The following is a 23,271-nucleotide window of genomic DNA, read 5'->3' on the forward strand; positions in this document are numbered from 1 at the left end:
TTTCCACGAAATTCCTGTGACCGAATATCCGGAACACCCGGCCAGGCCGGCCGGTGAATTCGGCATGCGCGGAACCGGATTCTTTTCGCGCATATTTCGTGGTGGATCAAACGGGGGAAACACATCATGCGCTTCACGCCCATGCTCCGATCGGGAGACGTGCTCGTCATACTCGAAGGACCCGCCCGCGTGCTCTGGAACGAGCCCGCCGTCGGGCCGGGAAGGAGGAAATGGATCCCGACGGGACTGTGGCCGGACGAGGCACAGCGCGCCCTTGTGCGCGAGCACCTCGACGACGGACGACCCCTGCTCGTCCTGCTGGACGAGGCCCGCAGCCGCCTGCCGCTGCTGCGTGAGGAGTGGCAGTCCGCCCCTCGCCGGCTGGTGCGCGATCTCGTGGGTGCCGGCGGCGACAACCTCCCCGACGACGGGGACGAGGTCGTCGAGGTCCGGTTGCCGTTCCTGGACTGGCTGCCGCAGGCGCACCGTGAACGCGCCGCCCGCTTCCTCGCGGAGAGCGACGCGGCCCTGTCCCGTACGCCGATGGCGCTCCTGCCGCCCCTGCTGATCGAGGAGGCACGGCGGGGAGTGCCCCGGAGCCCGCGCTTCGCCCGACGGCTGCTGCCGAGCGCGCTGACGGCGGACCGCCTGGCCGCGGCCGTGCAGTACCTGTTTGCCGACGGCGGCCGCCCGTGCGGGGCGTCGGCGGGCTGCGAGGCACTCCGGTGAAGCAGCCGCCTCCGCAGAACGCCGAGCACCCCGGGCCGGTCCTCAGCCGGTGGGACATCGGCCGCCTGCTGGCCGAGACCGCCACCGGCAATCTCGCCCGCGCCGGCCGGCGGATGTCCCGGCCCGGCACCACCACCCGGAGGAGTCGTTGATGGGACGCTCGGTCATGGTCACCGGCGGCAACCGCGGCATCGGACTCGCCGTGGCCACCGCCCTCGCGGCGGACGGCGACCGCGTCGCCGTCACCCACCGCGACACCGCACCGCCCGCCGGACTGCTCGGCGTCCACGCGGAGATGACGGACCCGCAGAGCATCGACGCGGCCTTCGCGAAGGCCGAGGCGGCGCACGGGCCCGTCGAGGTCCTCGTCGTCAACGCGGGCATCACCCGGGACACCCTGTTCCTGCGCATGGACGAGCAGGACTTCACCGATGTCGTCGACATCAATCTGCACGGCGCCTTCCGTACCGTCCGCCGCGCGGTGCGCGGCATGGTGCGCGCACGCTGGGGGCGGATCGTCCTGATCTCCTCCATGACGTACGCCTACGGCGCGCCAGGCCAGGTCAACTACGCGGCGGCCAAAGCCGGGATGCTCGGCATGGCCCGCTCGCTCGCCTGGGAGCTCGGCCCCCGGAACATCACGGTCAACGTCGTCGCGCCCGGCCTGATCGACACGGCCATGAGCCGCGCCATCACCGACCGCCGACGCGAGCACCTGCTGGCCATCACGCCGCTCGGCCGCGCGGGGGAGGCGTCCGACGTCGCCGCCGCCGTGCGCTACCTCGCCGGCGAGTCGGGCCGCTTCGTCACCGGAGCGGTCCTGCCGGTCAGCGGCGGCCTGGGCCTCGGCGGCTGACCCGCCCACCCCACACCCCGGCCCCGGCCGGGCACATCCACGACGGGAAGAGAACACACCATGGGGAACACGAGCACCCCGGCCCCGACGAGCGCACCCGCCCCCGAGGTCCCGCAGCGCGGTCTGCACCTGGCGATCTCGGGCACGTACTCCAGCGGCAAGAGCACCACGACCGAGACCCTCTCGATGGCGACGGGCATCCCCCGGACGCACGCGCTGACCTCGCGCGAGATCCTCGTCGACCTCGTCCCGGGCAAGCAGGTCCAGGAACTGAGCGCGATGGAACTGACGATGCTCGGTCTGCGCCGCCTGGAGGAACGGATCCACAACGAGGCGGGCGAAGGGCCCTTCATCTCCGACGGCTCCGTGATCCACGAATGGATCTACGGCGAGGCCCGCATGCGGGTCGGCATCAACCCCGGCGCCAACCTGTTCGTGCGCACGGCCAAGAACGTCGCCGGACTGCCGGTGAAGCGGTTCTACCGCCAGTACATGGACGCGTACGGCGCGGTGGCCAAGGCCCGCGCCAAGCGGATCTACGACGCCTACGTCCATCTGCCGGTCGAGTTCGCGATGAAGGCCGACGGCCACCGGCCGGTCTCCGAACCGTTCCGCAGGATGTCCGACGAACTGCTGATCGAGACCCTGGAGGAACTGGAGATCCCGTACCACGTGGTGGGCGGCAGCGTCCGGGAGCGCGTGGAACGGATCGTCGAGATATTCGGGCTGCCCCTGGTCATGCCGCTCGACGAGGCGATCGAGCGGGCCGGTGCCAAGGTGCGCGAGGCCACCCGCGTCCTGGAACAGGACGCCCGCTTCCACGAGGCCCAGCGGGTCAAGTCCCTGCGGCGGCGCATCTCGTACGCGATGCGCTTCTGACACCCGCGCAGCCGTTCCGGCGGCGGGAAGGGGACGGGCCGGTGCGCGACCCGCGTCGCGTTCCGGCCCGTCCTCCTTACGCCGGTCGCCCGGCGTCCCGCCTACCGCGCTTCGGCTCGGCGCTCCCCGCGGGACCGTACCCACGTGACCAGGTACCAGCAGCCCACCACCGAGGCGGACGTCACCGCGGTGACCAGCCAGCCCCGGTAGACGTCCGCGAGGCCGGTGGCCAAGCGCATGAAGACGGTGAACGCGGCCCAAATCGCCAGCCAGCGGGCCGCCTTGACCCAACTCCCCTGTCGTCGCATGGCGCGAGCATATCCGCGGGTCGGAAGCGCAGCGGCGGCGGGCCGTCGCCCGCGACCAGCACAGGCGCCGGCACGCCGGTCCCCGCGAGCACGCCCAGGGCGCGAGCCTCCCTGGTCAGCCAGTCCTCGGCACGCTCACCGTGGCCCGGGTCGGCGAAGATGCGCAGCACCAGATCGCGCGTGCCTCCGTCCCGCGTGGCGATCCTCAGTCTCCGCACCTCGGCCGTGATGCCACCGTGCAACGTCCGCACCTCGACGATCCGTTCACCGGCCTCCAGCCGGCGCTTCACCCAGGCCAGCGTCAACGGGCCGACGCCCGCCGCCTCATCGCCATCGCTCACCGTGTCACCCTCTCGCCCGGACACCGACAGGCCGGAATGCTTGCGTCGGCATGGCGGCCAGAGAGCTCCTCACGTGTCGGGCGTCCAGGTCTCTCAGAGGTACGGCTGGGCCTGGGGGAGCGACGCGGAGTCGTGGACCAGTTCGCCCAGTTGGACGAGGAACTCCTGAGTCACCGTACGGAAGTGGAGACGGACGAAGTACGACCGGTCGGAGCACCGGAAGATCTCCCGCCGACGCGCCCTGCGCACACGGCCGTCCAGGGTGTTCACCGCGTGCGTCAGAGCGGCCTGAGCCTCCTCGGCGGTGCCCTGGATCTCCACGAGCGTACGCGCGTCGTCGTCGCCCTCCGAGACGCCCCCGACGGGTAGGGCCAGCACGATCCACCGGTTCATACGCGATCATCCCCCTCCACGTGACGCCGTCCCGTGCGACGCCCGCTCAGTGTGCCAGGGAACGTTCCGCGACGGCGTGGTGGTGACGGTCGAATGGGCACCGGCGCGTCCGGCACCGGTGCGGGGGAGGTCAGACCGGTCCGTATACGGCGCAGGAGGCTCCGCTGACCAGTGCCCAGTACCGGTCGCCGTAGGACCAGTGCCACCACTCGGTGGGGTAGTTGACGAACCCGGCGCCGCTCATGGCGCGGGCCAGCAGGCCGCGATGGTGACGCGCTCGCTCGGACAGCCCAGGCGCATCCAGCGGGCAGAACCTCTCGTCCCCGGTGCGGTGGCCGTTCACCGCGCCCCCCATGTCCAGCTCGACCCCATCGGCACCGACGAGCGTCAGGTCGAGGGCGGCACCGGCGCAGTGGGGCGCCACCTCGACCGGCGAGACGAAGGCGGCGGCCCGGCGGCGCAGTTCGACCGGGTCGGTGACGCCCGAGCGGCGCAGACCGTCCTCGTAGCGGGCGAACCGGCGCGCCTGCTCGTCACTGCTGCGATGTCCTTCGACGACGAGGAATCCGATGCCGTCGGGAAGCGTGCCGGCCGCGGAGCGGAGACGATCGAGCACGCCGGTCCGAGCCCGGCCGTACGCCCCTGCCTCGTCCCGTTCCCGGGGGTCCAGCGCGATCCCCGGGAACGAGGCGACCTCCGCGAGCGGTTCGCCGCAGTCCCGGACCGGGACATCCATCACCTGGGGGTCGCTCAGCAAGATCATGTAAGCTGAGCGTAGACGCCGAGGACCCGCGGCGGAATCCGGCCGCCCACGCCCTGCCCGGACGACGAGTCCCCGACCGTCGGACTCTCGCCGGAGGTTCTCACCTCGTGGGTGACGCCGTGGCAGCGCCGGAGCGTGTCGGGGCCGTGGACGGCGCGGCCGTACGCGAGCGGGGGGTGGGAGGGGAGGTCCGGCGTTGTCCCTGCCCGGGAACCGCCGAGGGGACGGCCGAGGGCGCGGCGGTGCCGGCCGGGGCGCGGGCCGGCGTGGTCGTCGGGCCTGCCGAGGGGCGGGCACCGGGGCGAGGGGTGGCACGCGGCGGAGCCGACGCGGCCGGGGACGGCGGTGCCGAGGGGCTGCTCGCGGGAGGGGGCGCCAGCGGGACCACCGGCGAGACGTGCTCCTGCTGGGCAGTCCGCAGGAAGGGTACGGCGAAGAGGGCGGCGACCGCGCAGGCCGCACCCGCTCCGACGGCGGCGCGCAGCATGCGGCGGCGGGCCGCGCCACGGCGGATCTCCTCGTACCGGCCGAGGGGCGGCGCGAGGTGTTCGGAAGGCGGCCGCATGATGACGGCGAGGGGATCGTCGGGTTCGAAGTCCGGACCTTCGTCACTGTATGTGATCAAGGCTTCTCCTCAGGTGGGCGCGGAGCAGTTCGCGGGCCGCGTGCAGGTCGGCCTTGACGGTTCCCTCCTTGCGTCCGGTGAGCACAGCCACCTCCCGGATCGGCAAGTCAGCGTAGTAGTGCAGGAGGGTCGGTATGCGCAGCCGTTCGGGCAGCGCCTGGACCAGCAGCCGGACCGAGGGGTCGGTCTGCTCGGCGGGCGGCAGGACGGAAGCCTCCACGGTGACGCGGCGCATGGCCTTCCGCTCGCGCTCCAGCCGGCGCCAGTGGTCCCGGACGATGTTGGCCGCCGTGACGTGGAGGAAGCCCCGGGGCTCCGACACCGTCGTCCAGCGGGCCCAGAGACGGGTGAACGCCTCCGACGCGATCTCGTGGGCGGTCTCGTCGTCGTCGACCAGACGGCGGCACCAGCCGGCCAGGCGCGGATAGAGAACGGCGAACAGCTCTGCTGCCGCCTTCTCACGGGACCGTTTCAACACTCTCCATGGGGGGACAAGGGCACTCTTCGCGCCCTGCGGGCGCGGGGCACCCGGAGGAAAGACCCCGGGCCGACGGTGTTCGTTCCGTCGGCCCGGGACCCGGGCGTGCGGATGCCGGTCAGTGGCTCGCGGGGTGCGACGGGCTCGTGGGCTTCGCGGAGTGCGCGGGGTTCGCGGGCTCCGCGGAACTCGTCGGGCTCGACGCGGCGAAGACGATCACGTTGTCGCGATAGCCGTCGCCGGTTCGCGGGCCCCCGCACGTGATGAGCCGCAACTCCGGCCGGCCGACGTCCCCGTAGACCGCCTCCGTCGGGAAGTCGGCCTTGGCGACGGTCCGAACGGAGGTGACGGTGAAGCCGGCCGTTGTGCCGTTCTCCAGGCGCACGCTGATCCGGTCGCCCCGGCGCAGCCGGTCGAGCCGGCGGAAGACGCCGTCCCCGTACGCGCCGACCGTGACATGACCGAGGATCACCGACGGACCCGTCCGGCCCGGCACCGGGGAGTACCGGTACCAGCCCGCCTGGTCGTGCGCGCTGATCGGGGGCACCTGCACGCTTCCGTCCCCGGCCAGCCCGAGCCGCATGACCGGGGTGTCCACGCCGATCGCGGGGATCCGCAGCCGCACCGGAGCCGAACTGCCGGACACCTGCGGGGCTTTCACCGGATCCCGGGAGGGGCGGTCGGACACGTGGGTGCCACCGGGGCGGGCGGCGGACGTCGCGCCGCCGCCGTGTCCGGCGCAGCTCACGAGCAGCGACGCCGTCGCCGCGGTGACGAACGCGCGCCTGGAGAGACGGGTCATGCCCCGGTCGCCCGTCGGCGACGCACGAGGAAGACCGCCGCGCCGCCCGCGACGAGGACGCCGGCGGCACCGCCGCCCACCAGCATGCCGTTGTCGCCGGAGCTGTCGGCCCCGTCGGTCACACCGGTGTCGGGAGCACCGCTGGGGACGACACCGACCTGGCCGCGTCCGTGTCCGCGTCCCTGACCCGGCGCGGCGGACGGCACGGGCGAGGGCGCCTGGCCGGACGCCCGCGTCGGGACCGCGCTGGGCGCCCGGGTCGGGACCGCGCTCGGTGCCGCGCTCGGCCGGGTCGACGGTGCGGAGGTGGCGGCGGGACGGGCGCTCGGGGTGGCACTCGCCCCGTCGGCGAAGGCGGGCACCGTGCTCGCGAGCACGGCGACACACGCGACTGCCGTGCCGCTGAGGACTGTTCGGCGCATGAATCGCTCTCTTTCGTCGGCCTGCCCGGCGGACGGCCGGACGGGCTGCGTGATGGACGAGCGGAGAGACGAGACAGGGGCGGACCAGGTTGTAAAGGATCGGCAAAGTCGCGCGCGGGGGTGTGGGGACGCGGGGTGCCCGGAGCGTTCACGGGTGCTTGGGTCGGCCGTGGTGCACAGCGCCGGTCGGTGAACCCGGCTCACGACCACGTGCGCGGAAACGCGGATGGCCTCCTCCGCGAGCGGAGGAGGCCATCCGGATCAAGCGGCCTACTTGAACCAGTACTTGACGCCGTGGTGGTGAGAGCAGGTGCCCTGCGAGTGCCGCGAGTACGACAGGCTCGCGTCCTTGCACTTGGCGGTCTCGGTCTTGTTCGCCGGCTTCTGGTGGTGCGTCCAGCCGCAGAGCCCCGTGGTGTGGTGGACGCAGTGGTGCGCCGTGTTCGTGGCCGGGAGTGACGTCGCGGCGGAAGCGGTCGGCGCGGTGAAGAAGACACCGGCGACGGCGACAGCTATCGCCCCGGCGGTCAGTCGTGCACGCAAGGTGAGGTCCCCCCTCAGAGATTGAGCTATTTCGAGAGGATCCTATAGCGAGGTGAGATGCCTTTCAGCCACTACCGACAGGTAGGTTCCCACCGCACCGACAGCCCCTCGACACCCCTGCGCCCTGGCCCGACCGACACTCGGTCTCACCGGACCTCGGTCAAAGGCGACGGCCGACAGCGGGGTTGAGGCTACTGTGAAGACAAGGTCCGCGAGCTGGAGGTGTCCGGTCGAACCCCTGTCGTTGAGCCGCGAGGAGCGGGCACAGCTCTACAGCTTGCTGCTGGACGCCTTCATCTCCAGAAATGATCTCGAACAACTCTTCTTCTTCAAGCTGAGCCGCCGGCTGGGTTCCATCGCGGGAGACTCCGACAACCACAACGACCTCGTCTTCAAAGTCATCCAGAACGCCGAACAGCACGGATGGTTGAGCGAGTTGGTATGGGCCGCCGTCGATCAGCGGCAGCAGAACAAGAGGCTCGCGCAGTGGGCCGGACTGCATGTGCCGCAGCCGACCTCTGGCATCAGCCGGCTTCCGCACCCGGCTTTCGACCTGAGAGAGATCTACGGAATCGTCGAGCGGACGGTCGGTCCTGCCAACCTGACATACGAGTCCGTGGTGATCCATGACGGCGCCGTGCACCTCGGCCTCCACGACGAGGACACCTCACGGCACTGCCTCGTCCGCCTTCACACACAGGTGCTCGACACCGATGTCTCGGAGCGACAGTTCCTCGAGGAGGTGAGCCTGGCACGAGAAGCGTCGTTCCACCACCGGGTCGCGGACCTCCTTGGTTCGGGCCTCACCATGGACAGGCATCCGTACCTGATCCAGGACATCGGACGCGCCGGCATCCTCCGGCCCGCGCCGCTCGGAGCGGCCCAGGTGATCGACATCGGAGCCAAGCTCGCCGACGCCCTCACCGTCGCACACAATCGCGGCGCCGCCTACGGTCCCATCGGACCCCCGCACATCCTCCTCACCTCCGACGGCGAGCCACTGCTCACCTTTCCCGCTGTGCCCATGCTCTCGTCTGCCCAGGACCCGCCCGCGACCCCGGAGAAGGACGTCAGCGGCTTCTGCGCCACATTGCTGGCCCTGCTCGGGAGCGGACCGGCACACCAGTCCGGTGACACGGGGGAGACGCAACAGGCCACCCTCGCCGCCCCGCTCACCTCGGAGACGGTCATGGCGGCCAGACTCCGCGAGATCTGCGCTGTCGCGACGGACCGCAAACAGATCGCCGCTGCGGTGCGGGACCGGTTGGAGACACTCAAGCGTGAGTCCGCGGCCACGCGCCGCACCTCGCGCGTACTGGCACGTGTGCCCACGAGCACGACCGGTTGGCGAGACGACGGCGAGGTGGTCTTCGTGCAGGGCGACCTGTTCGAGCAGGATGCCAACCTGGTCGTGGGCTTCAGCGACACGTTCGACACCGCCACTGACGGCAGCCGTGTGATCAGCCCGTCGAGCCTCCAAGGACAGCTCGTCGAGCGGATCTACCACGGCGATGTGGAGGCTCTGGACGCCGACCTCGAACGAGCTCTCGCCACCGTGGACGCCGAAAGCCTGGAGACCCGCTCGGCGAAGCGGTACGGCAAGCTGACGCGCTACCCGGTGGGCACCGTCGCTGTCCTCGAACGCGATCGGCGGCGCGTCTTCGCTGTGGCCTTCAGCAGGATGGACAACACTCTGACGACCCGGTCGACGGCAGCCTTCCTCCGTCTCAGCCTCGGCAACCTCTGGGAGACGGTGCGGCGCCATGAGCCGGATCGCGCACTCGCCATGCCCGTGCTCGGGGCAGGCCTGTCACGGCTGGAGCTGGAGCGCGAGACCCTCATCAACATGACCCTGACCTCGTTCAGGGAGCACACGCGACGCGCCTCGGTGTGCCGGGAACTGCGCATCGTGCTGCACCCGTCGGACACCACGGGCTTCGCACTGCCCGTGGGGCAATGACCACGTCCGCTCCTCGTCGACGCCGAGCCGGACGACGGGCTTGCCGAGCGACCGTGCGTACGCGATCTCCTGGCGCACCCCGTCGGAGGCTTCCGCGTGGGCGCTGGACAGGACTACCAGCATGTCGCAGCGCTCGATCTGCGGGAACACCCTGTCCTGCCAGGCCGGAGCGTGCAGCTCAGGTCCATGGATCCAGGTGTCCAGAGCCGCGTCCTGCAGCCAGCGCACCAACCGGAGAGCGGACGAACGGTCTCGACGGCTGTAGCTGACGAAGACGAGCTGAGGATCGGCGGCATGGTGGGGAACCATGGTGCCGGGAACATCTCGGACTTCGGTCACCTCTCGATCGTATCGCGTCTGCTTGCTCCGGCGGGGGACCACATGTCCCGATAGCTCCGGACGCTCTCGCAGGCGCACGCGAGGTGGAACGGGGGAAGGATCGCAACATGCCATTGGACGGACAGGTTGCCGAGCGGTTCAGCGAAGCACTGATGGAGGCCTTTCAGCCGGAGCAGCTGAGGCAGTTCCTCTACTACCGCCTGAACAAGGACTTGCACCGCATCTCGATGCGCACCAGCTACGACGCCATCGTGTTCGACGTGATCCGGGCGGCCGACTCCGAGGGCTGGCTCGACCTTCTCGCCACAGCGGCGCGCAAGTCACGACCAGGGCATCCTGGCCTGTTCCTGACCGCCCAGAACCTGGGGCTCGCCGTGGAGACCGGAGGCCTGGAGAGCATCCTCAACCTCCGTGCTCCGGAGATCCATCCGGCGATCTTCCGTGCGGGGATCGGGTTGATCGAAGGGCGGGTGTGCAGGCTGGAAACTGTCTCGTCCGGCATGCCCCGCGCGCTGGGCACCGGTTTTCTCGTGGGTCCCGATCTCTGCCTTACCAGTTTCCATGTGGTGGAGGGGCTCTTCGACGGGCGGCTGAGCCCGGACGAGGTCCGGGTGCGGTTCGACCACAGACTCGGCGACGGTCTCGGGGCGCAAGGCGGGCCACGGCCGGCGGAGGAAACCGTATCCGCGCTCGCACCGCAGTGGTGCGTGGTGTCCGCGCCGTACGGCGACGCCGACCTGGACCCCGCCGGAGAGCGGATACCGGCCCTCGACGAGTTGGACTTCGCCCTCCTCCGCCTCGCCGACTCGCCCGGCAGCCGCCCTATCGGCGAGCACCCGGAACCGGGCTCGGCGGACAGGGGCTGGATCGACACCCGAGCGTTCGCCACCCTCCAGGAGGGCGACGACATCGTCGTCTTCCAACACCTGCTGGGCGGCCCCATGCGACTGGCTTTCGGGAAAGTCACGGCGGTCAACGCCGATGGCACCCGGATCAGGCACACCGCGGACACCGATCACGGATCGTCCGGTTCCCCCTGCTTCACCCTTGCGCTGGACGTGGCCGCGATTCATCAGGCGGGCGATCCGCGTCAGGACTCCTGGCACGTTCCGGCCTACAACCGGGCCGTGCCGATCGCCCCGGTGGTCAGCACTTTTCCACCGCCGACAGGCGCACCACAGCGCTGACCGGGATGGCCCGCACAGCACCGCTGTCGGCCCTGCGCACGAAGATCCGGCCGGCAGCCGTCGACGACAGGACCGTTCCGCACACCACGGAACGGTCCGTCAGCGCCACCCTCACCACTGGTCCGGACGGTTCCGCGGGAGCCAGCAGCCAGGGAAGAACGGTCGCCGCAGTGATCGCGGTCAACGCTGCTCCGGCGGCGATCACCGCGCCGCGCAGGCGCGCCGCCGTCGCCGACGGCAGCGCCCGCAGCGATGAGTACCAGCCGGCCAGTTCGTCGTCGGACACGACCGCACGAGTGCGAGGCCAGCCGTAGGCGGCGCGGTAGCCCTGGACGACGGCGAAGCCTCCGAGGAGCACGACGCCGGCCATCGACGCGGCGACAGCGGTTTTTCCGGCGTTCGTCAGCCCCGCGGCCCGATCGGCCTCCAACCCGACGCCCAGCACACCGAGAAGTCCCAGAAGGGACGCGATGCCGGCTGTCCACTTCTCCGCTGCCGCACGAAGCCGCGTCAACTGGTCCAGCTGCGCGGTCCGCCAGGCTTCTGCCGCCTCGGCCAGGTACGGGTCGTTCGCCGGATGCAGATGGACGACCCCGGCGGCGTCGGTCATCGAGGTCGCGGTCCACGTCCGGCCGCACCCGCGCGGCGGTCCGCCGGGCTGTCCCGCGTGCTCCCGCCCACAGGCACATTCCAGAGTGACGGTCAGCGCGGACGGTCCCGCAGTCGCGGTCCCCCCGCCCTCGAACGCTGTTGCGGTGAGCCGCACCACCGCGACGACCGGATGCCCGCAGGCCGGACAATCGCCTTCCAACCGCAGGGTCGATCCGACCCGTCCGCCGTGCCAGCCCGCCAACCGCGCAGGTGATACCTGGATCCGTTCCACCGCGTGCGCCAGCTCGCCCACCACCCCGCCCCTCCCACGCACGACACCCATCGACTGCCTGGAACGGCAGGCATCGTGCGTGCGTCGAAGGCACCATGCCCGTCCGTCGCCACGGTCACCCCCGAGACGGTCGACGGAGATCACGCAGAGGCAGGACCGGGTCGGCGCCCTGAGCGCGGCACGTCGTCGGTCCGGGCGCAGCCCTCGGCGACCGTGACCAGGTCAGAGATCGCGCCAGCGCGCGTTGCACCAGGAGAACAGGCCGAATGCCGCGAGACCGAGGGCGATCAGCGTCAGCAGCCAGGGCCCGGCGGGCAGGTCCCGGAACGAACGCAGGGTGTCGTCCATGCCCTTCGCCTGGTCGGGCTGGTGCCGGGCGGCCGCGACGATGGCGAAGACCCCGGCCACAGCGAAGATCGTGCCGCGGGCCACACCGCCCGCCGTGCCGACGATGTCGGTACCGCGCAGCGCCCGGGCGGACATCGCCCCGGTCCGCAGGTGCTTGCGGAACTTCTTCCGCGCGGCCCGGTACGCGATCCACACACCGGCGCCGACCACAACCGCTCCCGCGACACCGACGATCCACTGACCGCCGGGCCATCCCAGGACGGTCGCCGTGACGTCGTCGGTCTGCCGGTCGGAGGAGCCGCTCCCGCTGCCCTTCTCGCCGGCCGCGTACGACAGCACCGAGTACGACACGAAGCCGTAGAAGACGGCCCGCGCCGCGGACATCGCCCGCTTCGACGGTTTGGCGCCGTCAGGTCCGGACGCTCCGAACGCGGCTTCCGACAGCCGCCACAACGCCATGCCCACCAGGGCGAGTCCGACGATCCACAGCATCACCGACCCCAGCGGCTTGTCGGCCAGTTGGCCGAGCGCACCGCCGCGGTCGGCCTGCTGCCCGCTGCCCTCGCTCCCGAAAGCGATCTGCACCGCGATGGCGGCCACGAGCAGATAGATCAGTCCGCGGGCCGCGAATCCCGCGCGCCCCGCCACTCTCACCGCCGTGCTGCCGTTCGCGCGGCCGGCCCCGTCCCGCACATTCGAAGAAGCGCTCATGACATCGCCACTTCCCCCTGACGCCCCGCACATACCAGACGGGACGCCAAGGGCGGGACACCCATGCTTGAGTCACTGCTCGCCGAGGCGGAAGGCCGGCCGCTCAGGCGTCGGCCCTCTCGTACTGGGCCAGAGCCTGCCCCAGGCCGAACCACGTGGCCGGCCAGGTGGCGATGAAGATGCCCCAGCGGTCCGCCCGGTCCACCCCGTTGGACTCGACCTCCACGGAGGTCAGCCACGAAGCGACGGACAGGCCGATGCTCAGACAGGCGACGGAGTATGCGTGCCGGCTGCGCAGGCCCTTGTCGTACAGGAATTTGACGATCATGACGGCTCCGATCTCTGGACCAGATGGGGGGCGGAACGCGAAGCAGGCAGTTCCGGAGGGCCAGGTCTGTGGGCGCGCGGGACGCGCGTGTGTCTGTCGCCGCGCTGACCGGGCCCTAGGGGGCGTCTCTTCGATCTTCGCGGACCCACGAAGATCGGGGAGACACCCCCTAGTTCCGGTCCGGCCGTGTGTGCTCGCGGGCGTGATCCGTGTTCCCGAGCGTCTGTGTCTTGAGGGCCAGGTTCTTCCCGGCCGCGCTGCCCCAGGCGTAGACGACCGTGTCGGTGCCCTTGGCCAGACGCAGTTCGGCGGGACCGATCACGGCCTTGCCGCTGCCGGCCAGGACGACGTCCGCGGTGACCTCGCCGGCCGGCACCTCCCGTGTCGCCTGCTTGCCGTCGGTGAGGTTCCTGAAGAGCGTGGAACCGTCGGCCCGGACATCCACGGCCGGTGCGGCGGCGACATGACGTACGGTCAGTCGTGCCTTGCCGTCCGGGACCCTCGACGTGTCGTTGACGAAGGTGTCGAGCGCGGGTCTGCCGTCCGCGGTCAGGTGGGCAACCAGGGTCGCGTCGACACCGGCGGGAACGTCGACCTTCTTCGCGATGGCCGGCCTGCCCTTGGTGCCGTCGCCGTCCTTGAAGATCCTGATGTCGTACGACCCCGCGTCCAGCTTCATCGGGCGCGTCAGGGTGCCGGGCTTGAAGTCGGGGATCACTTCCTTGTTTCCCGCGTAGACGTCGACCGTCAGGCCCGGTATGGCGTGCAGTACCGACACGGTCGCCTGCTCACCGGCCTCCTTCGGCTGGGCCAACGCCGGGGCGCCCGCGGTGGCGGACAAGGCGACGGCGATTCCCCAGGTCAGGGCTGTGCCCACCACACGAACAGTCATGGCTGCGTCCTCTTCGATCGACGACCCTGTCACGCACGATTTCGGTCGACGGACTGCCCGCGGTTGCACTTTTCGGGTATCTATCTTCTGTTTGTGATGGAAAGTCGCATGGGGTGATCAGGGTGCCGCTTGATCGCGGCCTCGCGCAGACGCCGGGTCCGCGTTCCCGTTCAGTGGCGTACGGCCGAGCGGCACATCCCTCAATTCTTACGAAGCTACGACGTGGCTGAACGCGAAGCCGCCTCGACCGCACCGGTGATCTAGCCTGAGGCGGTCATCCCATGATGACGTTGCCCGTCACGCGGACCACATCGCGTCGGCGGCGGGCATCACCGTGGTGCAACGAAGCGGCTGCCGCGGTGCGGCACCCCGGGTGACACCGGGGTGCCGCGCGCTTCCGGGCGGCTGAGCCGCTGGGCGCCGGACTGCCGGGTTCACCTCCCTCTCCCTTCTCTCCGTCGTGTCCGCCACGTCCGCCCTTCCGCCGCCTCGGCGATCCGGCTCCGCGACGCCGTTGAACGCGCGGGAGACGTGTCACGTACTGACGGCAGACGCATACGGGCGGGACTCACCGAACACCATGTATTCGCAGTGACCGGGTGCGGGACCGGTCGCTCCATTCGGAGGAAGCCGAAGCGATGGCAGGACAGCGAGTCAGAGGCAAGTACCGCAAGTACCGGATCATGGGTGCGGGCATCGTCGGAGCCGGACTCATCGCGGGTTCCCTGGCAGTGGCCGGGGCGTTCGCGGACGAGAGCGGCGACGCGGCGGCCGACGGGACCGATGCCGCCCAGAGCATCTCCTGTCCCACCGTCCAGGGAGCACTGCCGGAGATCCCGGCACGGGCGCAGGCCGAGGTCGACAGGAACCTGGCGCTTCTCGACAAGCAACTGGCCGAGGCCGAAAAGCGGTTGGCGCGCTCCCAGGGTGAAGGCGGCCCCGACTTCGTGCGCAACGCGATCCTCGGACCGCTGGAGAGCAAACGCACCGCCACGCTGAACCGGATCGAGACCGCCATCGGGCGGGCGGCCGAGAAGCCCGAGGGCCTGGAGAAGCTCGCCCCGTGCACCCTCGCTGGTGCTGGTGCTGGTGCTGGTGCCAGTGCAGGTGTAGGCGACACGGCCTCCGGCAGCCCGGCTCCCGCCGGCCAGAGCGCCTCGGCTCAAGCGGGCGCACCCACCGTGGACTGTCCGGATGTGGCCGGCGCCCTTCCCGCCGACGGCACGCCGGCCGCCGCACAGGCCCAGGTGAGCCGTGAACTTGCCACTCTGGCCCAGCAGATCACCGAGGCCGACGGCCGACTGGCCCGGTCGCAGGGCGAAGGGGGACCCGCCTTCGTCGACAACGCCATCCTCAACCCGCTGGAGAGCAAGAGGAAAGCGGTGATCGACCGCATCGGCATCGACATCCGGCGCGCGGGAGGCGCGGAGCCCGCCGGGCTGGAGGCACTCGCCGCCTGCCGGCTGAACAGCTGAGGAGCTCAGCAGCCGAGGAGTTGCTCGGCTGACCGGTCGAGACCGAGCAGGTGCTCGGCCGATCACACCGGACCGTCGGCCCAGGAGCGGACCACTCCTGGGCCGACGCCTGCGAAGGGCCCGGTCGAACGGGTGTGAAGACGCCCTGCCGCACGGTGCGAAGACGTCCAGCCGAACGGGGTGAAGAGGCCCCGCGAGACGGCGCGAAGACGCCCGGTCGAAGGTGAGGGGAACACGCCCGGCCGAAAAGGCGAAGCGGCCGAGCCGGAGGACCGTGCGACCACGCCCGCCCTGCGGCCACGCCCGCCCTGCGACCCGGGCCCCCCGCTACCCCACCCTCCGCAGACGGACCAGCGCACTCGCGCCGTCGCCGTCGGCCAGATCGGGAACGGGAAGACCGAAGGCCGCCAGGGTCCGCCCCGACCACTCCGCCCCGGTGTCCTCGTTTCGGTACCGGGCCGACGGGTCGAGCCCGCGCAGCCGGAGGGGAGGTTCGGCCGGTCCGAAGCCGGCGTGCGGACGCCAGACCAGCACCACCGCGCGTCCGGCGCCCGGCTCGACGTACTGCACAGCCGTCAGCGCACCCTCGCCCGGAGCGCGCAGCCGGTACTGGTGGCCGTGCTGCACCACCGGGCGGATGTCCTTGTAGACGCTGATCAGCCGGGCCGCCTCGGCCAGGTCCGCCGGCGCCCACCGGGCCAGGTCCCCGCCCACCCCGAGCACACCGGCCATGGCCGTGTGGAAGCGGAAGGCGAGCGGCACACGCCGGCCCGTCAGCGGATTCGGACTGTCCGTCACCCAGGACGACATCACGCAGGCCGGGTACACCTGGCTGAAGCCGTGCTGGATGCCGAGTCGGTCGACGGCGTCGGTGTTGTCGGACGGCCACACCTGGTCGGTCCGGGCGAGCATCCCCAGATCGGTGCGCCCGCCACCGCCCGCGCAGGACTCGATGCGCAGATGCGGGAACTCGGCCCTGAGGCCGTCGATCACCCGGTGCACGCCACGCGCGTGCTCGACGTGGACCCGACGTGCGTCGGGACCGCCACGGGCACCCGCTTCGGTGAACGAGCGGTTGAAGTCCCACTTGAGGAAGTCCACTTCGTTCTCCCCGACCAGGCGGCGCAGCCATTCCCGCGCCCACTCCGTCACCTCTGGGCGTGAGAAGTCCAGCACGAGTTGGTGGCGCAGTTCGGTGGCGGTGTGGTCGGGCAGGTGGAGCACATGGCCGGGGTGACTGCGGTACAGGTCGCTGTCGGGGTTGACCATCTCCGGTTCCACCCACAGACCGAAGGCCATGCCGAGCCGGTGCACCTCGTCGGCCAGAGGGCGCAGTCCGCGGGGGAAGCGCCGGTGGTGCGGGGTCCAGTCGCCGAGCCCGGCCCGGTCGTCGTCGCGGGCGCCGAACCAGCCGTCGTCGACCACGAAGAGTTCCACGCCCAACTCGGCCGCCAGACCGGCCAGCTCCAGCTGCCCCGCCTCGTCGACCTCGAACCCGGTCGCCTCCCACGAGTTGTACAGCACGGGCCGCGGTTCGCCGGGGTGCGGCAGGACGTGCCGGCGGACGTAGGCGTGGAAGGCGCGGCTGACCGATCCGAAGCCACCGGTGCCGTACAGGGCCGCGCTGACCGCGGTGACGTGCCGTCCGCCGGGAGCCAGCGCGATCTCGGCGCCCTCATGCCCTTCCCCCGCGACGACACCCGCGCGTCCCGCCGCCGTCCGCTGCACGGTGACGCGCCAACTGCCGCTGGCGGCCAGCACGGTGGCCCAGACCTCGCCGTGCTCCTCGTCGGCGTCGCCCGCGTCCAGCGCGGCCCACGGGTTGGACTGGTGACCCGAGTGCCCGCGCCGGCTCGACAGGACCGTCTCCCCGACGGCCACCTCGGTACGGGCCAGACGGTTCTCGGACGCCCACCCCCCATGCACGGCGGACAGACGCCAGCCGTGCCGCTGGGGCAGCGGCCAGTGGGCGGAGGCGTGACGCGGCAGCAGGATCGCGTCCGCGCCGGTGCCACCGGTGTGCTCGATCTCCGTCCAGCGCTCGATCACGTCGCCGCCGGGCCGTACCCGGTAGTGCAGGTGCCAGGCCAGCGGGCGGGCGCGGTCGCGCAGCGAGACCACCACGTGTCCCGCTCCGGCGACGCCGAACCCGTCCACGACGGGTTCGAGGACGCTGCCGCCGTCGGCGAACCGGACCTCCAGCGCCGGGACCCCGAACCGGGCCCCGCCCTCCACGGGATACTCCTCCACCCCGTCGGAGCGCCCGGCGAAACTGTTGTCGTGGTCGGCCCACACGGGCAGGGCCACCGCGTCCTCCAGGGGCACCGGAGCCCCCCAGTGCACATGCCGCACGGCACCGCACGAGCGGTCCACCCGCAGCACGTAGCAGGAGGCGGCCGTGCGCAGGACGACGGTGCCACTGGCCTCGTCGACCTCCACGGCGGCGGAACCGGCCGGGCCGGCCGCCGGGTCCGGGACGGTCTGCATCGCGAAGTCTCCTCGGGAGTCGTACGGCGTCACGGACGTGCCGGTGCCTGCTCGCGGACGACGGCGACACCACCGCCAGGGACCAGCACCCCCGAGTCGCTCACCTCGGTGCCCAGCAGTCCCGTACCCCGCACCCCCGGGACCTTCGCGTGGTGCGGGGTGTGGTTCACCAGGAAGAGGAAACTGCCCTGCGGCCCGGTACGGCGTACCGCCTCGACACCCCGCACCGGCGGGACGACGGGGCGCACTCCGGCCCGGTGCGCCAGGGCCTCGATCAGGTCGTGCAGGGTCTGCGGCGAGGGGAGCGTGGCGACGTAACTCGCGCTGCCGCGGCCGAAGTCGTGGCGGGTGACGGCGGGTCCGCCGGAGGCCGGGCCGCCCGCGGCCCCCTTCGCGAAGCGCACCACCGCAGCGCAGCCGCGCGGTTCGACACGCTCCGCCCAGTCCGCGACGGCGGACCCGTCGTCGAGCCGGGCCCTCTCGCCGGGCCGCAGCGGCAGATACTCGTCGACGCGCAGTCCGAGCACCTCGCCGAGCGGGCCGGGGGACCCGCCGGGCCGTACCCGGTCCTGACTGTCGACGGCCCCGCTGAAGCAGCCCACCGCGAGGTGCCCTCCCCGCCGTACGTAGTCGGTGAGGTTCGCGGCGTCCTTGTCCCCGACGAGGTAGAGGTTCGGGGCGACGACGGCACGGTAGGACGTCAGATCGGCGCCGGGCGCGACCACGTCGCAGGTGATGTTGAGCGACCACAGGGCCGCGTACCAGGAGCGGACCATGTCCAGGTAGCGCATCCGGGAGGAGGGGCGGGCCTGCAGCTCCAGCGCCCACCAGGCGGGCCAGTCGAACAGCAGCGCGACATCCGCCCGGACCCGGCTGCCGGCCACCTCGGTGAGCGTGGCCAGTTCGGCGCCGAGGGCGCTGACCTCGCGCCACACCCTGCTGTCGGTGCCGGCGTGCGGGAGCATCGCGGAGTGCCACTTCTCGGCGCCGGCGGCGGACTGCCGCCACTGGAAGAACATGATGCCGTCCGCGCCCCTGGCCAGGTGGGTGAGGCTGTTGCGGCGCATCTCGCCGGGTGTCTTGGCCACGTTGACGGGCTGCCAGTTGACGGCGGAGGTGGAGTGCTCCATGAGCAGCCACGGCCGGCCGCCCGCCATGCCGCGGGCCAGATCGGCGTTGAGGGCGAGATCGATGTGCCCGTCCGGATCGGCCGCGGTGAGGTAGTGGTCGACCGACACCAGGTCGCACGCGGGGGCGAAGGCGTGGCCGTCGGTCTTCTTCTCCAGCGTGCCCATGAGGTTGGTGGTGACGGGGATGCCGGGTGCGAGGCGGCGCAGCAGGGCCGTCTCGGTGCGGTGCCGGCCGAGGAGCGCGTCGGAGGAGAACCGGCGGAAGTCGAGCTCCTGCCCCGGATTGCGGAAGGCGGTCGTGTCGCGCGGCGGGTCGATCTCGTCCCAGTCCCCGTAGCGCTGGCTCCAGAAGTCGGTGCCCCAGGCCGAGTTGAGGGCGTCGAGGGTGGTGTGACGCGCGCGGAGCCAGCTCCGGAACGCCTTCGCGCTCGTGTCGCAGTAGCACAGGGCGTTGTGGTTGCCCCATTCGTTGTGGACGTGCCACAGGGCCACGGCGGGATGCTCGGCGTAGCGGCCGGCGAGTGCGGTGACCACGGCGTCGGCCGCCTCGGCGTAGGCGGGATGGCTCGGGCAGAAGGCCTGCCGGCTGCCGTGCGCCAGACGCGTGCCCGCGGAGGTCACCGGCAGGGCGTCCGGGTGCAGCCTGGTGAACCAGGGCGGCGGTGCCGCGGTCGGTGTGGAGAGGTCCACGGCGATCCCGTGCCCGTGCAGCAGGTCGAGGACCTCGTCGAGCATGTCCCAGTCGTACGTGTCCGGGCGCGGCTGGATGCGGGACCAGGAGAACACCCCGACGGTCACGAGGTTCACGCCCGCCTCCCGCATCAGGCGGACGTCCTCCTGCCACACCTCCCTGGGCCACTGCTCGGGGTTGTAGTCGCCGCCGTAGGCGATGCCGCCCAGGCGCTGGTTCAGCGCGGTCAGGGGGTGGGTCACGACTTCACCGCCCCGGCGGCGAGCCCGGCACGCCAGTAGCGCTGCAGGAGCAGGAAGGTGAGCACGATGGGGACGACGGACACGAGGGCTCCGACGATGGTCAGGGTCTGCAGCACGGGCAGCCGGCTGGTCTGCGACTGCCAGGTGAACAGCCCGAGGGTGACGGGGTAGAGGGAGTCGTCCTGGAGCATGACCAGGGGCAGCAGGAAGTTGTTCCAGATGACGACGAACTGGAACAGGAACACGGTCACCAGGGCCGGGGCCATCATGCGTACGGCGATGCCGGTGAAGATGCGCAGCTCTCCGGCGCCGTCCATGCGGGCGGCCTCGATCACCTCGTCCGGTACGGACGCGTCGGCGAAGATCCGGGACAGGTAGACGCCGAACGGGCTGACGATGCTCGGCAGGAACACCGACCAGAACGTGTTCGTGGCGTCGGCCTGGGCGAACAGCAGGAACAGGGGCAGGGCGAGGGCCGTGGCCGGTACGAGGACGCCGCCGAGGATGACGGAGAACAGGGCCTCGCGTCCCCTGAAGCTGTACTTGGCCAGGGCGTATCCGGCCGCGGCGGCCAGGCAGGTGGCGACGGCCGCGCCGGCACCCGCGTACAGCAGGCTGTTGAGGAGCCAGCGCCCGAAGACGCCGTCCTGCTGGCGGAAGAGGGCGGAGAGGTTGTCCCCGAGGTGCCAGTGGGCCGGCAGCAGTCCGGGCGTGCCGATCAGGTCGCTCTGGCTCTTGGTCGCGGAGACCAGCAGCCAGTAGACCGGCAGCAGCATGTAGCAGGCGGCCAGCGTCATGAAGGCGACGGCGGCGGCCGTGGAGAGCCGGCGCGGCGCGGTCGCGCGGCCGCCCGCGACGGCATGGGCGCCCTCGGTACGGGTGAGCAGGCTCATCCCTGCCTCCTGGTGGTGAAGCGCAGAAACGCGAACGACAGCACGAACGTCACCACGGCGAGCAGCACGGACAGGGCCGCGGCCTCGTTGTAGGAGTCGCCGGCGGTGAGCGAGTAGGCCGCGATGGTGGGGGTGTAGGTACTGGTGACGCTGGTGGAGATGCTCCGGAAGACCTGCGGCTCGGTGAACAGCTGGAGGGTGCCGATGATGGAGAACACCCCGGTGAGGACGAGGGCCGGGCGGATCAGCGGGAGCTTGATGCGCAGGGCGACGGTCCAGCCGCCCGCGCCGTCGACGCGGGCCGCCTCCTCGATGTCGGCGGGGAGCGCCTGCAGCGCGGAGTACAGGATGAGCATGTTGTATCCGGTGTAGGTCCAGGTGACGACGTTGCCGATGGACCAGAGCACGAGGCCGGGGCTCAGCAGGTCGGCGCTGACACCGGCCGTCTTCAGCAGGCCGGTGATCGGGGACAGCCGCGGGTCGTACAGGAAGGCCCACATCAGTGCCGCGACGACGCCCGGTATGCCGTAGGGCACGAAGTAGACGAGCCGGAAGAACCGCTTCAGACGGGCCACGGCGGAGTCCAGCAGCAGCGCGAGGACCAGGGCGAACGCGAGCATCACCGGTATCTGCACGAGGGCGAACAGGCCCACCCGCAGGATGCTGTCGGCGAAGAACGGCTCCCGTACGACGTCGGTGTACTGCTCGAAGCCGGCGAACACGGAGCGGGTGTGCCCGAAGGTGCCTCCGGTGCGCGCCGTCTTGTGCAGGCTCTGCCAGAAGGCGTAGCCGATCGGTACGAGGGTGAAGAGCACGAAGGGGATCAGGAACGGGGCGAGGAACGCGAAGGGGGCGAGGGTGCGCCGGGCGCGGCGGCGTGCCGGCGGCGGGGGAGCGGGGGGACCGAGAGATGTCACGGGGCGGCCTTCGTCGAGGGGACCGCCCCCGCGGCCGTGGCGGCGGGGGCGGGGGCGGCGCTGCGGGATCGGACGGCCGGTCAGCCGGTGACGTCGAGCGACTGCTTGCGCAGGGAGGCGGTGCTGTCGGCGGCGGTGCCCTTGAGGACGTCGGGCAGCGTCTCCTGGCCGCCGAGCACGCGCGCGGTGCCGTCGCTGAGGGAACGGTAGGTGTCGGTCATCGTGGGACCCCAGGTGAAACCGGTGTCCACGTTCGCGGACGCCTGGGCGAAGACGTCGAAGATCTTCTGCTTGCCGTAGAAGTCGACTGGCTTGCTCAGCGCGGGCAGCGTGAGTCCCGCCTTCGCGGCCGGGTACAGGCCGCCCTGCTGGTTGAGGATGGCGAGCGCCTCGGGGTCGGTGTTGAGCCAGAGGGCGAACTCGGCCGCCTCGGCGGGGTGCCGGCTGCCGGACAGCACGGCGGTGGTGGAACCGCCCCAGTTGCCGGCGCGCTGCTCACCGGCGTGCCACTGCGGCATGGGGGCCACCGCCCACTTCCCGGCGGTCGACGGCGCGTTGTCCCGGATGGTGCTGTATCCCCAGGCCGCGCTGATCCAGGTGACCACCTCTCCGGTGTTCCACGACTTGTACAGCGCGGGGGAGAAGCCCTGGAGGTCGGTGGCGACGAGCTTGTCGTCGATGAGCTTCTGCCAGTAGGCGGCCACCTGACGGCTCTCCGGCCGGTCGACGCTGACCTTCCAGGCGTCCCCCTTGCGCTCGAACATGGTGGCCTTGTTCTGCCACAACAGGCCGGTGAACCAGTTCGGGTCGGTCTGCGAGAAGTGCGTGATGTACTTGCCCGCCTTCTTGATCCTGCGGGCGTCGCTCTCGTACTCCGCCCAGGTCTGCGGGGCCTTGAGCCCGAGCTTGTCGAAGACGTCCTTGCGGTAGAACAGCGCCATCGGGCCGGTGTCCTGGGGTATCGCCCACACGCCGTCCTTGCCGCCGGCGCCGAAGTCGACCTGGGACCAGGTCCAGTCGACGAACTTCGGTTCGGCCGCGGTGACTCCGGGGCAGGACGCGATGTTCCGCAGGCCGTCCTTGAGGCGGAAGCTGGCCAGGGAGTCGTACTCGATCTGGCCCAGGTCCGGGGCGTCGCCGGCCTTCAGCGCGTTGGAGAGGTTCTGGTAGGTACCGGCGTTGCCCGCCGGGGTCGTCTTGAGCTTCACCCGGACGTCGGGGTGCTTGCTGTTCCACAGCCGCACCGCCTTGTCCATGCCCGGCACCCACGACCAGTAGTCCAGGGTGACCTTGCCCGAGGCGGGCTTGCAGGCGGTGTCCGCCGCACCGTCGTCCGAACCGCCGCCTGTGCCGCAGCCGGTGACCACCGTGAGTGCCAGTGCGGCCGCTGCGACGAGACAGCGTCTGGCAGAGGAAGTGCGGGCGGGTGTCGCCATGAGGGTGCTCCTAACGCCGGGGCCGTGCGAACGTGGTGGGCGCAACCTTCACAACAAGAATCCACAAAAGTCAACGGACTTGCGGGAATTGATCAGTCGAAGAAGCGGCCGGTGCGATGCGTTCGCGCGTGGAGAGTGGCGCCGGCTGTGGCTCTGACCTGCTGGATCACTTGAACTCGCGCTCGGTAGGCCGTTCGGAATCGGAGTGCGGAA

The 23,271-nt window shown here is 71.1% G+C and carries 23 protein-coding genes and 1 pseudogene; 7 read left to right on the forward strand and 17 right to left on the reverse strand.

Annotation, left to right across the window (positions count from 1 at the left end; genetic code table 11):
* Positions 1-141: 141 nt before the first annotated feature.
* From ACIPRD_RS31035 to ACIPRD_RS31050, 4 genes are read left to right on the forward strand one after another with little or no spacing between them, the layout of a single operon-like run.
* On the forward strand, positions 142-729 hold the full coding sequence (locus ACIPRD_RS31035; protein ID WP_401567852.1) for a hypothetical protein: 588 nt from the start codon (positions 142-144) through the stop codon (positions 727-729).
* On the forward strand, positions 726-881 hold the full coding sequence (locus ACIPRD_RS31040) for a hypothetical protein (RefSeq protein WP_356411246.1): 156 nt from the start codon (positions 726-728) through the stop codon (positions 879-881). The genes ACIPRD_RS31035 and ACIPRD_RS31040 overlap by 4 nt, the downstream gene beginning before the upstream one ends.
* Entirely contained in the window at positions 881-1,585 is a 705-nt protein-coding gene (gene fabG, locus ACIPRD_RS31045) for a 3-oxoacyl-ACP reductase FabG (RefSeq protein WP_401567854.1), read from the forward strand. Before ACIPRD_RS31040 ends, fabG begins: the two co-directional genes overlap by 1 nt.
* A gap of 60 nt (positions 1,586-1,645) precedes the next feature.
* Positions 1,646-2,464, forward strand: coding sequence for an AAA family ATPase (locus ACIPRD_RS31050; protein WP_356411252.1), 819 nt, complete (start codon positions 1,646-1,648; stop codon positions 2,462-2,464).
* 101 nt (positions 2,465-2,565) lie between these two features.
* Here ACIPRD_RS31050 and ACIPRD_RS31055 read toward each other — a convergent pair whose 3' ends face one another.
* From ACIPRD_RS31055 to ACIPRD_RS31085, 7 genes are all read right to left on the reverse strand, one after another.
* The gene (locus ACIPRD_RS31055) at positions 2,566-2,772 is read right to left on the reverse strand and encodes a hypothetical protein (RefSeq protein WP_401567857.1); all 207 of its coding nucleotides are present in this window, start codon (positions 2,770-2,772) and stop codon (positions 2,566-2,568) included.
* A gap of 434 nt (positions 2,773-3,206) precedes the next feature.
* Positions 3,207-3,506, reverse strand: coding sequence for a hypothetical protein (locus ACIPRD_RS31060; protein WP_356411257.1), 300 nt, complete (start codon positions 3,504-3,506; stop codon positions 3,207-3,209).
* A 130-nt stretch (positions 3,507-3,636) separates the two neighbouring features.
* A complete protein-coding gene (locus ACIPRD_RS31065; RefSeq protein ID WP_401567859.1) occupies positions 3,637-4,269 on the reverse strand; it encodes a M15 family metallopeptidase in 633 nt (210 codons plus the stop codon).
* A gap of 608 nt (positions 4,270-4,877) precedes the next feature.
* Complete coding sequence (locus ACIPRD_RS31070) at positions 4,878-5,369, reverse strand: RNA polymerase sigma factor (RefSeq protein WP_401567862.1); 492 nt, start codon at positions 5,367-5,369, stop codon at positions 4,878-4,880.
* Between the two features lie 121 nt (positions 5,370-5,490).
* Entirely contained in the window at positions 5,491-6,174 is a 684-nt protein-coding gene (locus ACIPRD_RS31075) for a class F sortase (protein ID WP_401567865.1), read from the reverse strand.
* Positions 6,171-6,596, reverse strand: a complete 426-nt coding sequence (locus ACIPRD_RS31080) for a sortase-dependent protein (protein WP_356411270.1) — start codon at positions 6,594-6,596, stop codon at positions 6,171-6,173. The genes ACIPRD_RS31075 and ACIPRD_RS31080 overlap by 4 nt, the downstream gene beginning before the upstream one ends.
* A gap of 270 nt (positions 6,597-6,866) precedes the next feature.
* The gene (locus ACIPRD_RS31085) at positions 6,867-7,139 is read right to left on the reverse strand and encodes a DUF3761 domain-containing protein (RefSeq protein WP_356411273.1); all 273 of its coding nucleotides are present in this window, start codon (positions 7,137-7,139) and stop codon (positions 6,867-6,869) included.
* A gap of 244 nt (positions 7,140-7,383) precedes the next feature.
* Between ACIPRD_RS31085 and ACIPRD_RS31090 the strand changes: the two genes are divergently transcribed.
* Positions 7,384-9,099: a macro domain-containing protein gene (locus ACIPRD_RS31090; RefSeq protein WP_356411276.1), complete on the forward strand. Its 1,716-nt coding sequence runs from the start codon at positions 7,384-7,386 to the stop codon at positions 9,097-9,099.
* A gap of 27 nt (positions 9,100-9,126) precedes the next feature.
* Here the strand turns inward: ACIPRD_RS31090 and ACIPRD_RS31095 are convergent.
* Positions 9,127-9,552, reverse strand: a pseudogene (locus ACIPRD_RS31095) (toll/interleukin-1 receptor domain-containing protein); the annotation flags it as partial.
* Between ACIPRD_RS31095 and ACIPRD_RS31100 the strand changes: the two are divergent.
* Positions 9,546-10,625, forward strand: a complete 1,080-nt coding sequence (locus tag ACIPRD_RS31100) for an effector-associated domain EAD1-containing protein (RefSeq protein WP_356411284.1) — start codon at positions 9,546-9,548, stop codon at positions 10,623-10,625. The pseudogene ACIPRD_RS31095 and the gene ACIPRD_RS31100 sit on opposite strands and share 7 nt — an antisense overlap.
* Here the strand turns inward: ACIPRD_RS31100 and ACIPRD_RS31105 are convergent.
* From ACIPRD_RS31105 to ACIPRD_RS31120, 4 genes are all read right to left on the reverse strand, one after another.
* Positions 10,585-11,235, reverse strand: coding sequence for a hypothetical protein (locus ACIPRD_RS31105; protein WP_401567869.1), 651 nt, complete (start codon positions 11,233-11,235; stop codon positions 10,585-10,587). The genes ACIPRD_RS31100 and ACIPRD_RS31105 overlap by 41 nt on opposite strands.
* A gap of 495 nt (positions 11,236-11,730) precedes the next feature.
* Positions 11,731-12,567 (reverse strand): DUF1206 domain-containing protein, encoded by an 837-nt coding sequence (locus ACIPRD_RS31110; RefSeq protein WP_356411290.1) that lies wholly within the window; start codon positions 12,565-12,567, stop codon positions 11,731-11,733.
* A gap of 103 nt (positions 12,568-12,670) precedes the next feature.
* Positions 12,671-12,895: a hypothetical protein gene (locus ACIPRD_RS31115; protein ID WP_356411293.1), complete on the reverse strand. Its 225-nt coding sequence runs from the start codon at positions 12,893-12,895 to the stop codon at positions 12,671-12,673.
* 169 nt (positions 12,896-13,064) lie between these two features.
* Positions 13,065-13,787 carry a DUF4397 domain-containing protein gene (locus ACIPRD_RS31120; RefSeq protein ID WP_356410709.1) on the reverse strand — a complete coding sequence of 241 codons (723 nt, stop codon included), beginning with the start codon at positions 13,785-13,787 and terminating at the stop codon, positions 13,065-13,067.
* A gap of 638 nt (positions 13,788-14,425) precedes the next feature.
* On the opposite strand from ACIPRD_RS31120, the gene ACIPRD_RS31125 reads away from it, so the two are divergent.
* Positions 14,426-15,262 (forward strand): hypothetical protein, encoded by an 837-nt coding sequence (locus tag ACIPRD_RS31125; RefSeq protein ID WP_401567872.1) that lies wholly within the window; start codon positions 14,426-14,428, stop codon positions 15,260-15,262.
* A 327-nt stretch (positions 15,263-15,589) separates the two neighbouring features.
* Here ACIPRD_RS31125 and ACIPRD_RS31130 read toward each other — a convergent pair whose 3' ends face one another.
* From ACIPRD_RS31130 to ACIPRD_RS31150, 5 genes are all read right to left on the reverse strand, one after another.
* Entirely contained in the window at positions 15,590-17,749 is a 2,160-nt protein-coding gene (locus tag ACIPRD_RS31130; protein WP_401567874.1) for an alpha-galactosidase, read from the reverse strand.
* 29 nt (positions 17,750-17,778) lie between these two features.
* The gene (locus tag ACIPRD_RS31135) at positions 17,779-19,812 is read right to left on the reverse strand and encodes a beta-galactosidase (protein WP_401567876.1); all 2,034 of its coding nucleotides are present in this window, start codon (positions 19,810-19,812) and stop codon (positions 17,779-17,781) included.
* A complete protein-coding gene (locus tag ACIPRD_RS31140) occupies positions 19,809-20,705 on the reverse strand; it encodes a carbohydrate ABC transporter permease (RefSeq protein WP_356410721.1) in 897 nt (298 codons plus the stop codon). The genes ACIPRD_RS31135 and ACIPRD_RS31140 overlap by 4 nt, the downstream gene beginning before the upstream one ends.
* On the reverse strand, positions 20,702-21,622 hold the full coding sequence (locus ACIPRD_RS31145) for a carbohydrate ABC transporter permease (RefSeq protein ID WP_401567879.1): 921 nt from the start codon (positions 21,620-21,622) through the stop codon (positions 20,702-20,704). Before ACIPRD_RS31145 ends, ACIPRD_RS31140 begins: the two co-directional genes overlap by 4 nt.
* 80 nt (positions 21,623-21,702) lie before the next feature.
* Entirely contained in the window at positions 21,703-23,058 is a 1,356-nt protein-coding gene (locus ACIPRD_RS31150; protein ID WP_356410724.1) for an extracellular solute-binding protein, read from the reverse strand.
* Between the last annotated feature and the right edge of the window lie 213 nt (positions 23,059-23,271).

The sequence above is a fragment of the Streptomyces sp. NPDC090108 genome (genome assembly GCF_044747185.1).
Classification (GTDB): Bacteria; Actinomycetota; Actinomycetes; order Streptomycetales; family Streptomycetaceae; genus Streptomyces.

Coding starts and splice junctions, on each gene's coding strand:
- ACIPRD_RS31035 (WP_401567852.1), top strand. CDS start 142: ATGCTCCGATCGGGAGACGTGCTCGTCATACTCGAAGGACCCGCCCGC.
- fabG (WP_401567854.1), top strand. CDS start 881: ATGGGACGCTCGGTCATGGTCACCGGCGGCAACCGCGGCATCGGACTC.
- ACIPRD_RS31050 (WP_356411252.1), top strand. CDS start 1,646: ATGGGGAACACGAGCACCCCGGCCCCGACGAGCGCACCCGCCCCCGAG.
- ACIPRD_RS31055 (WP_401567857.1), bottom strand. CDS start 2,772: ATGCGACGACAGGGGAGTTGGGTCAAGGCGGCCCGCTGGCTGGCGATT.
- ACIPRD_RS31060 (WP_356411257.1), bottom strand. CDS start 3,506: ATGAACCGGTGGATCGTGCTGGCCCTACCCGTCGGGGGCGTCTCGGAG.
- ACIPRD_RS31065 (WP_401567859.1), bottom strand. CDS start 4,269: ATGATCTTGCTGAGCGACCCCCAGGTGATGGATGTCCCGGTCCGGGAC.
- ACIPRD_RS31075 (WP_401567865.1), bottom strand. CDS start 6,174: ATGACCCGTCTCTCCAGGCGCGCGTTCGTCACCGCGGCGACGGCGTCG.
- ACIPRD_RS31080 (WP_356411270.1), bottom strand. CDS start 6,596: ATGCGCCGAACAGTCCTCAGCGGCACGGCAGTCGCGTGTGTCGCCGTG.
- ACIPRD_RS31100 (WP_356411284.1), top strand. CDS start 9,546: ATGCCATTGGACGGACAGGTTGCCGAGCGGTTCAGCGAAGCACTGATG.
- ACIPRD_RS31105 (WP_401567869.1), bottom strand. CDS start 11,235: ATGACCGACGCCGCCGGGGTCGTCCATCTGCATCCGGCGAACGACCCG.
- ACIPRD_RS31110 (WP_356411290.1), bottom strand. CDS start 12,567: ATGAGCGCTTCTTCGAATGTGCGGGACGGGGCCGGCCGCGCGAACGGC.
- ACIPRD_RS31115 (WP_356411293.1), bottom strand. CDS start 12,895: ATGATCGTCAAATTCCTGTACGACAAGGGCCTGCGCAGCCGGCACGCA.
- ACIPRD_RS31120 (WP_356410709.1), bottom strand. CDS start 13,787: ATGACTGTTCGTGTGGTGGGCACAGCCCTGACCTGGGGAATCGCCGTC.
- ACIPRD_RS31125 (WP_401567872.1), top strand. CDS start 14,426: ATGGCAGGACAGCGAGTCAGAGGCAAGTACCGCAAGTACCGGATCATG.
- ACIPRD_RS31130 (WP_401567874.1), bottom strand. CDS start 17,749: ATGCAGACCGTCCCGGACCCGGCGGCCGGCCCGGCCGGTTCCGCCGCC.
- ACIPRD_RS31140 (WP_356410721.1), bottom strand. CDS start 20,705: ATGAGCCTGCTCACCCGTACCGAGGGCGCCCATGCCGTCGCGGGCGGC.
- ACIPRD_RS31150 (WP_356410724.1), bottom strand. CDS start 23,058: ATGGCGACACCCGCCCGCACTTCCTCTGCCAGACGCTGTCTCGTCGCA.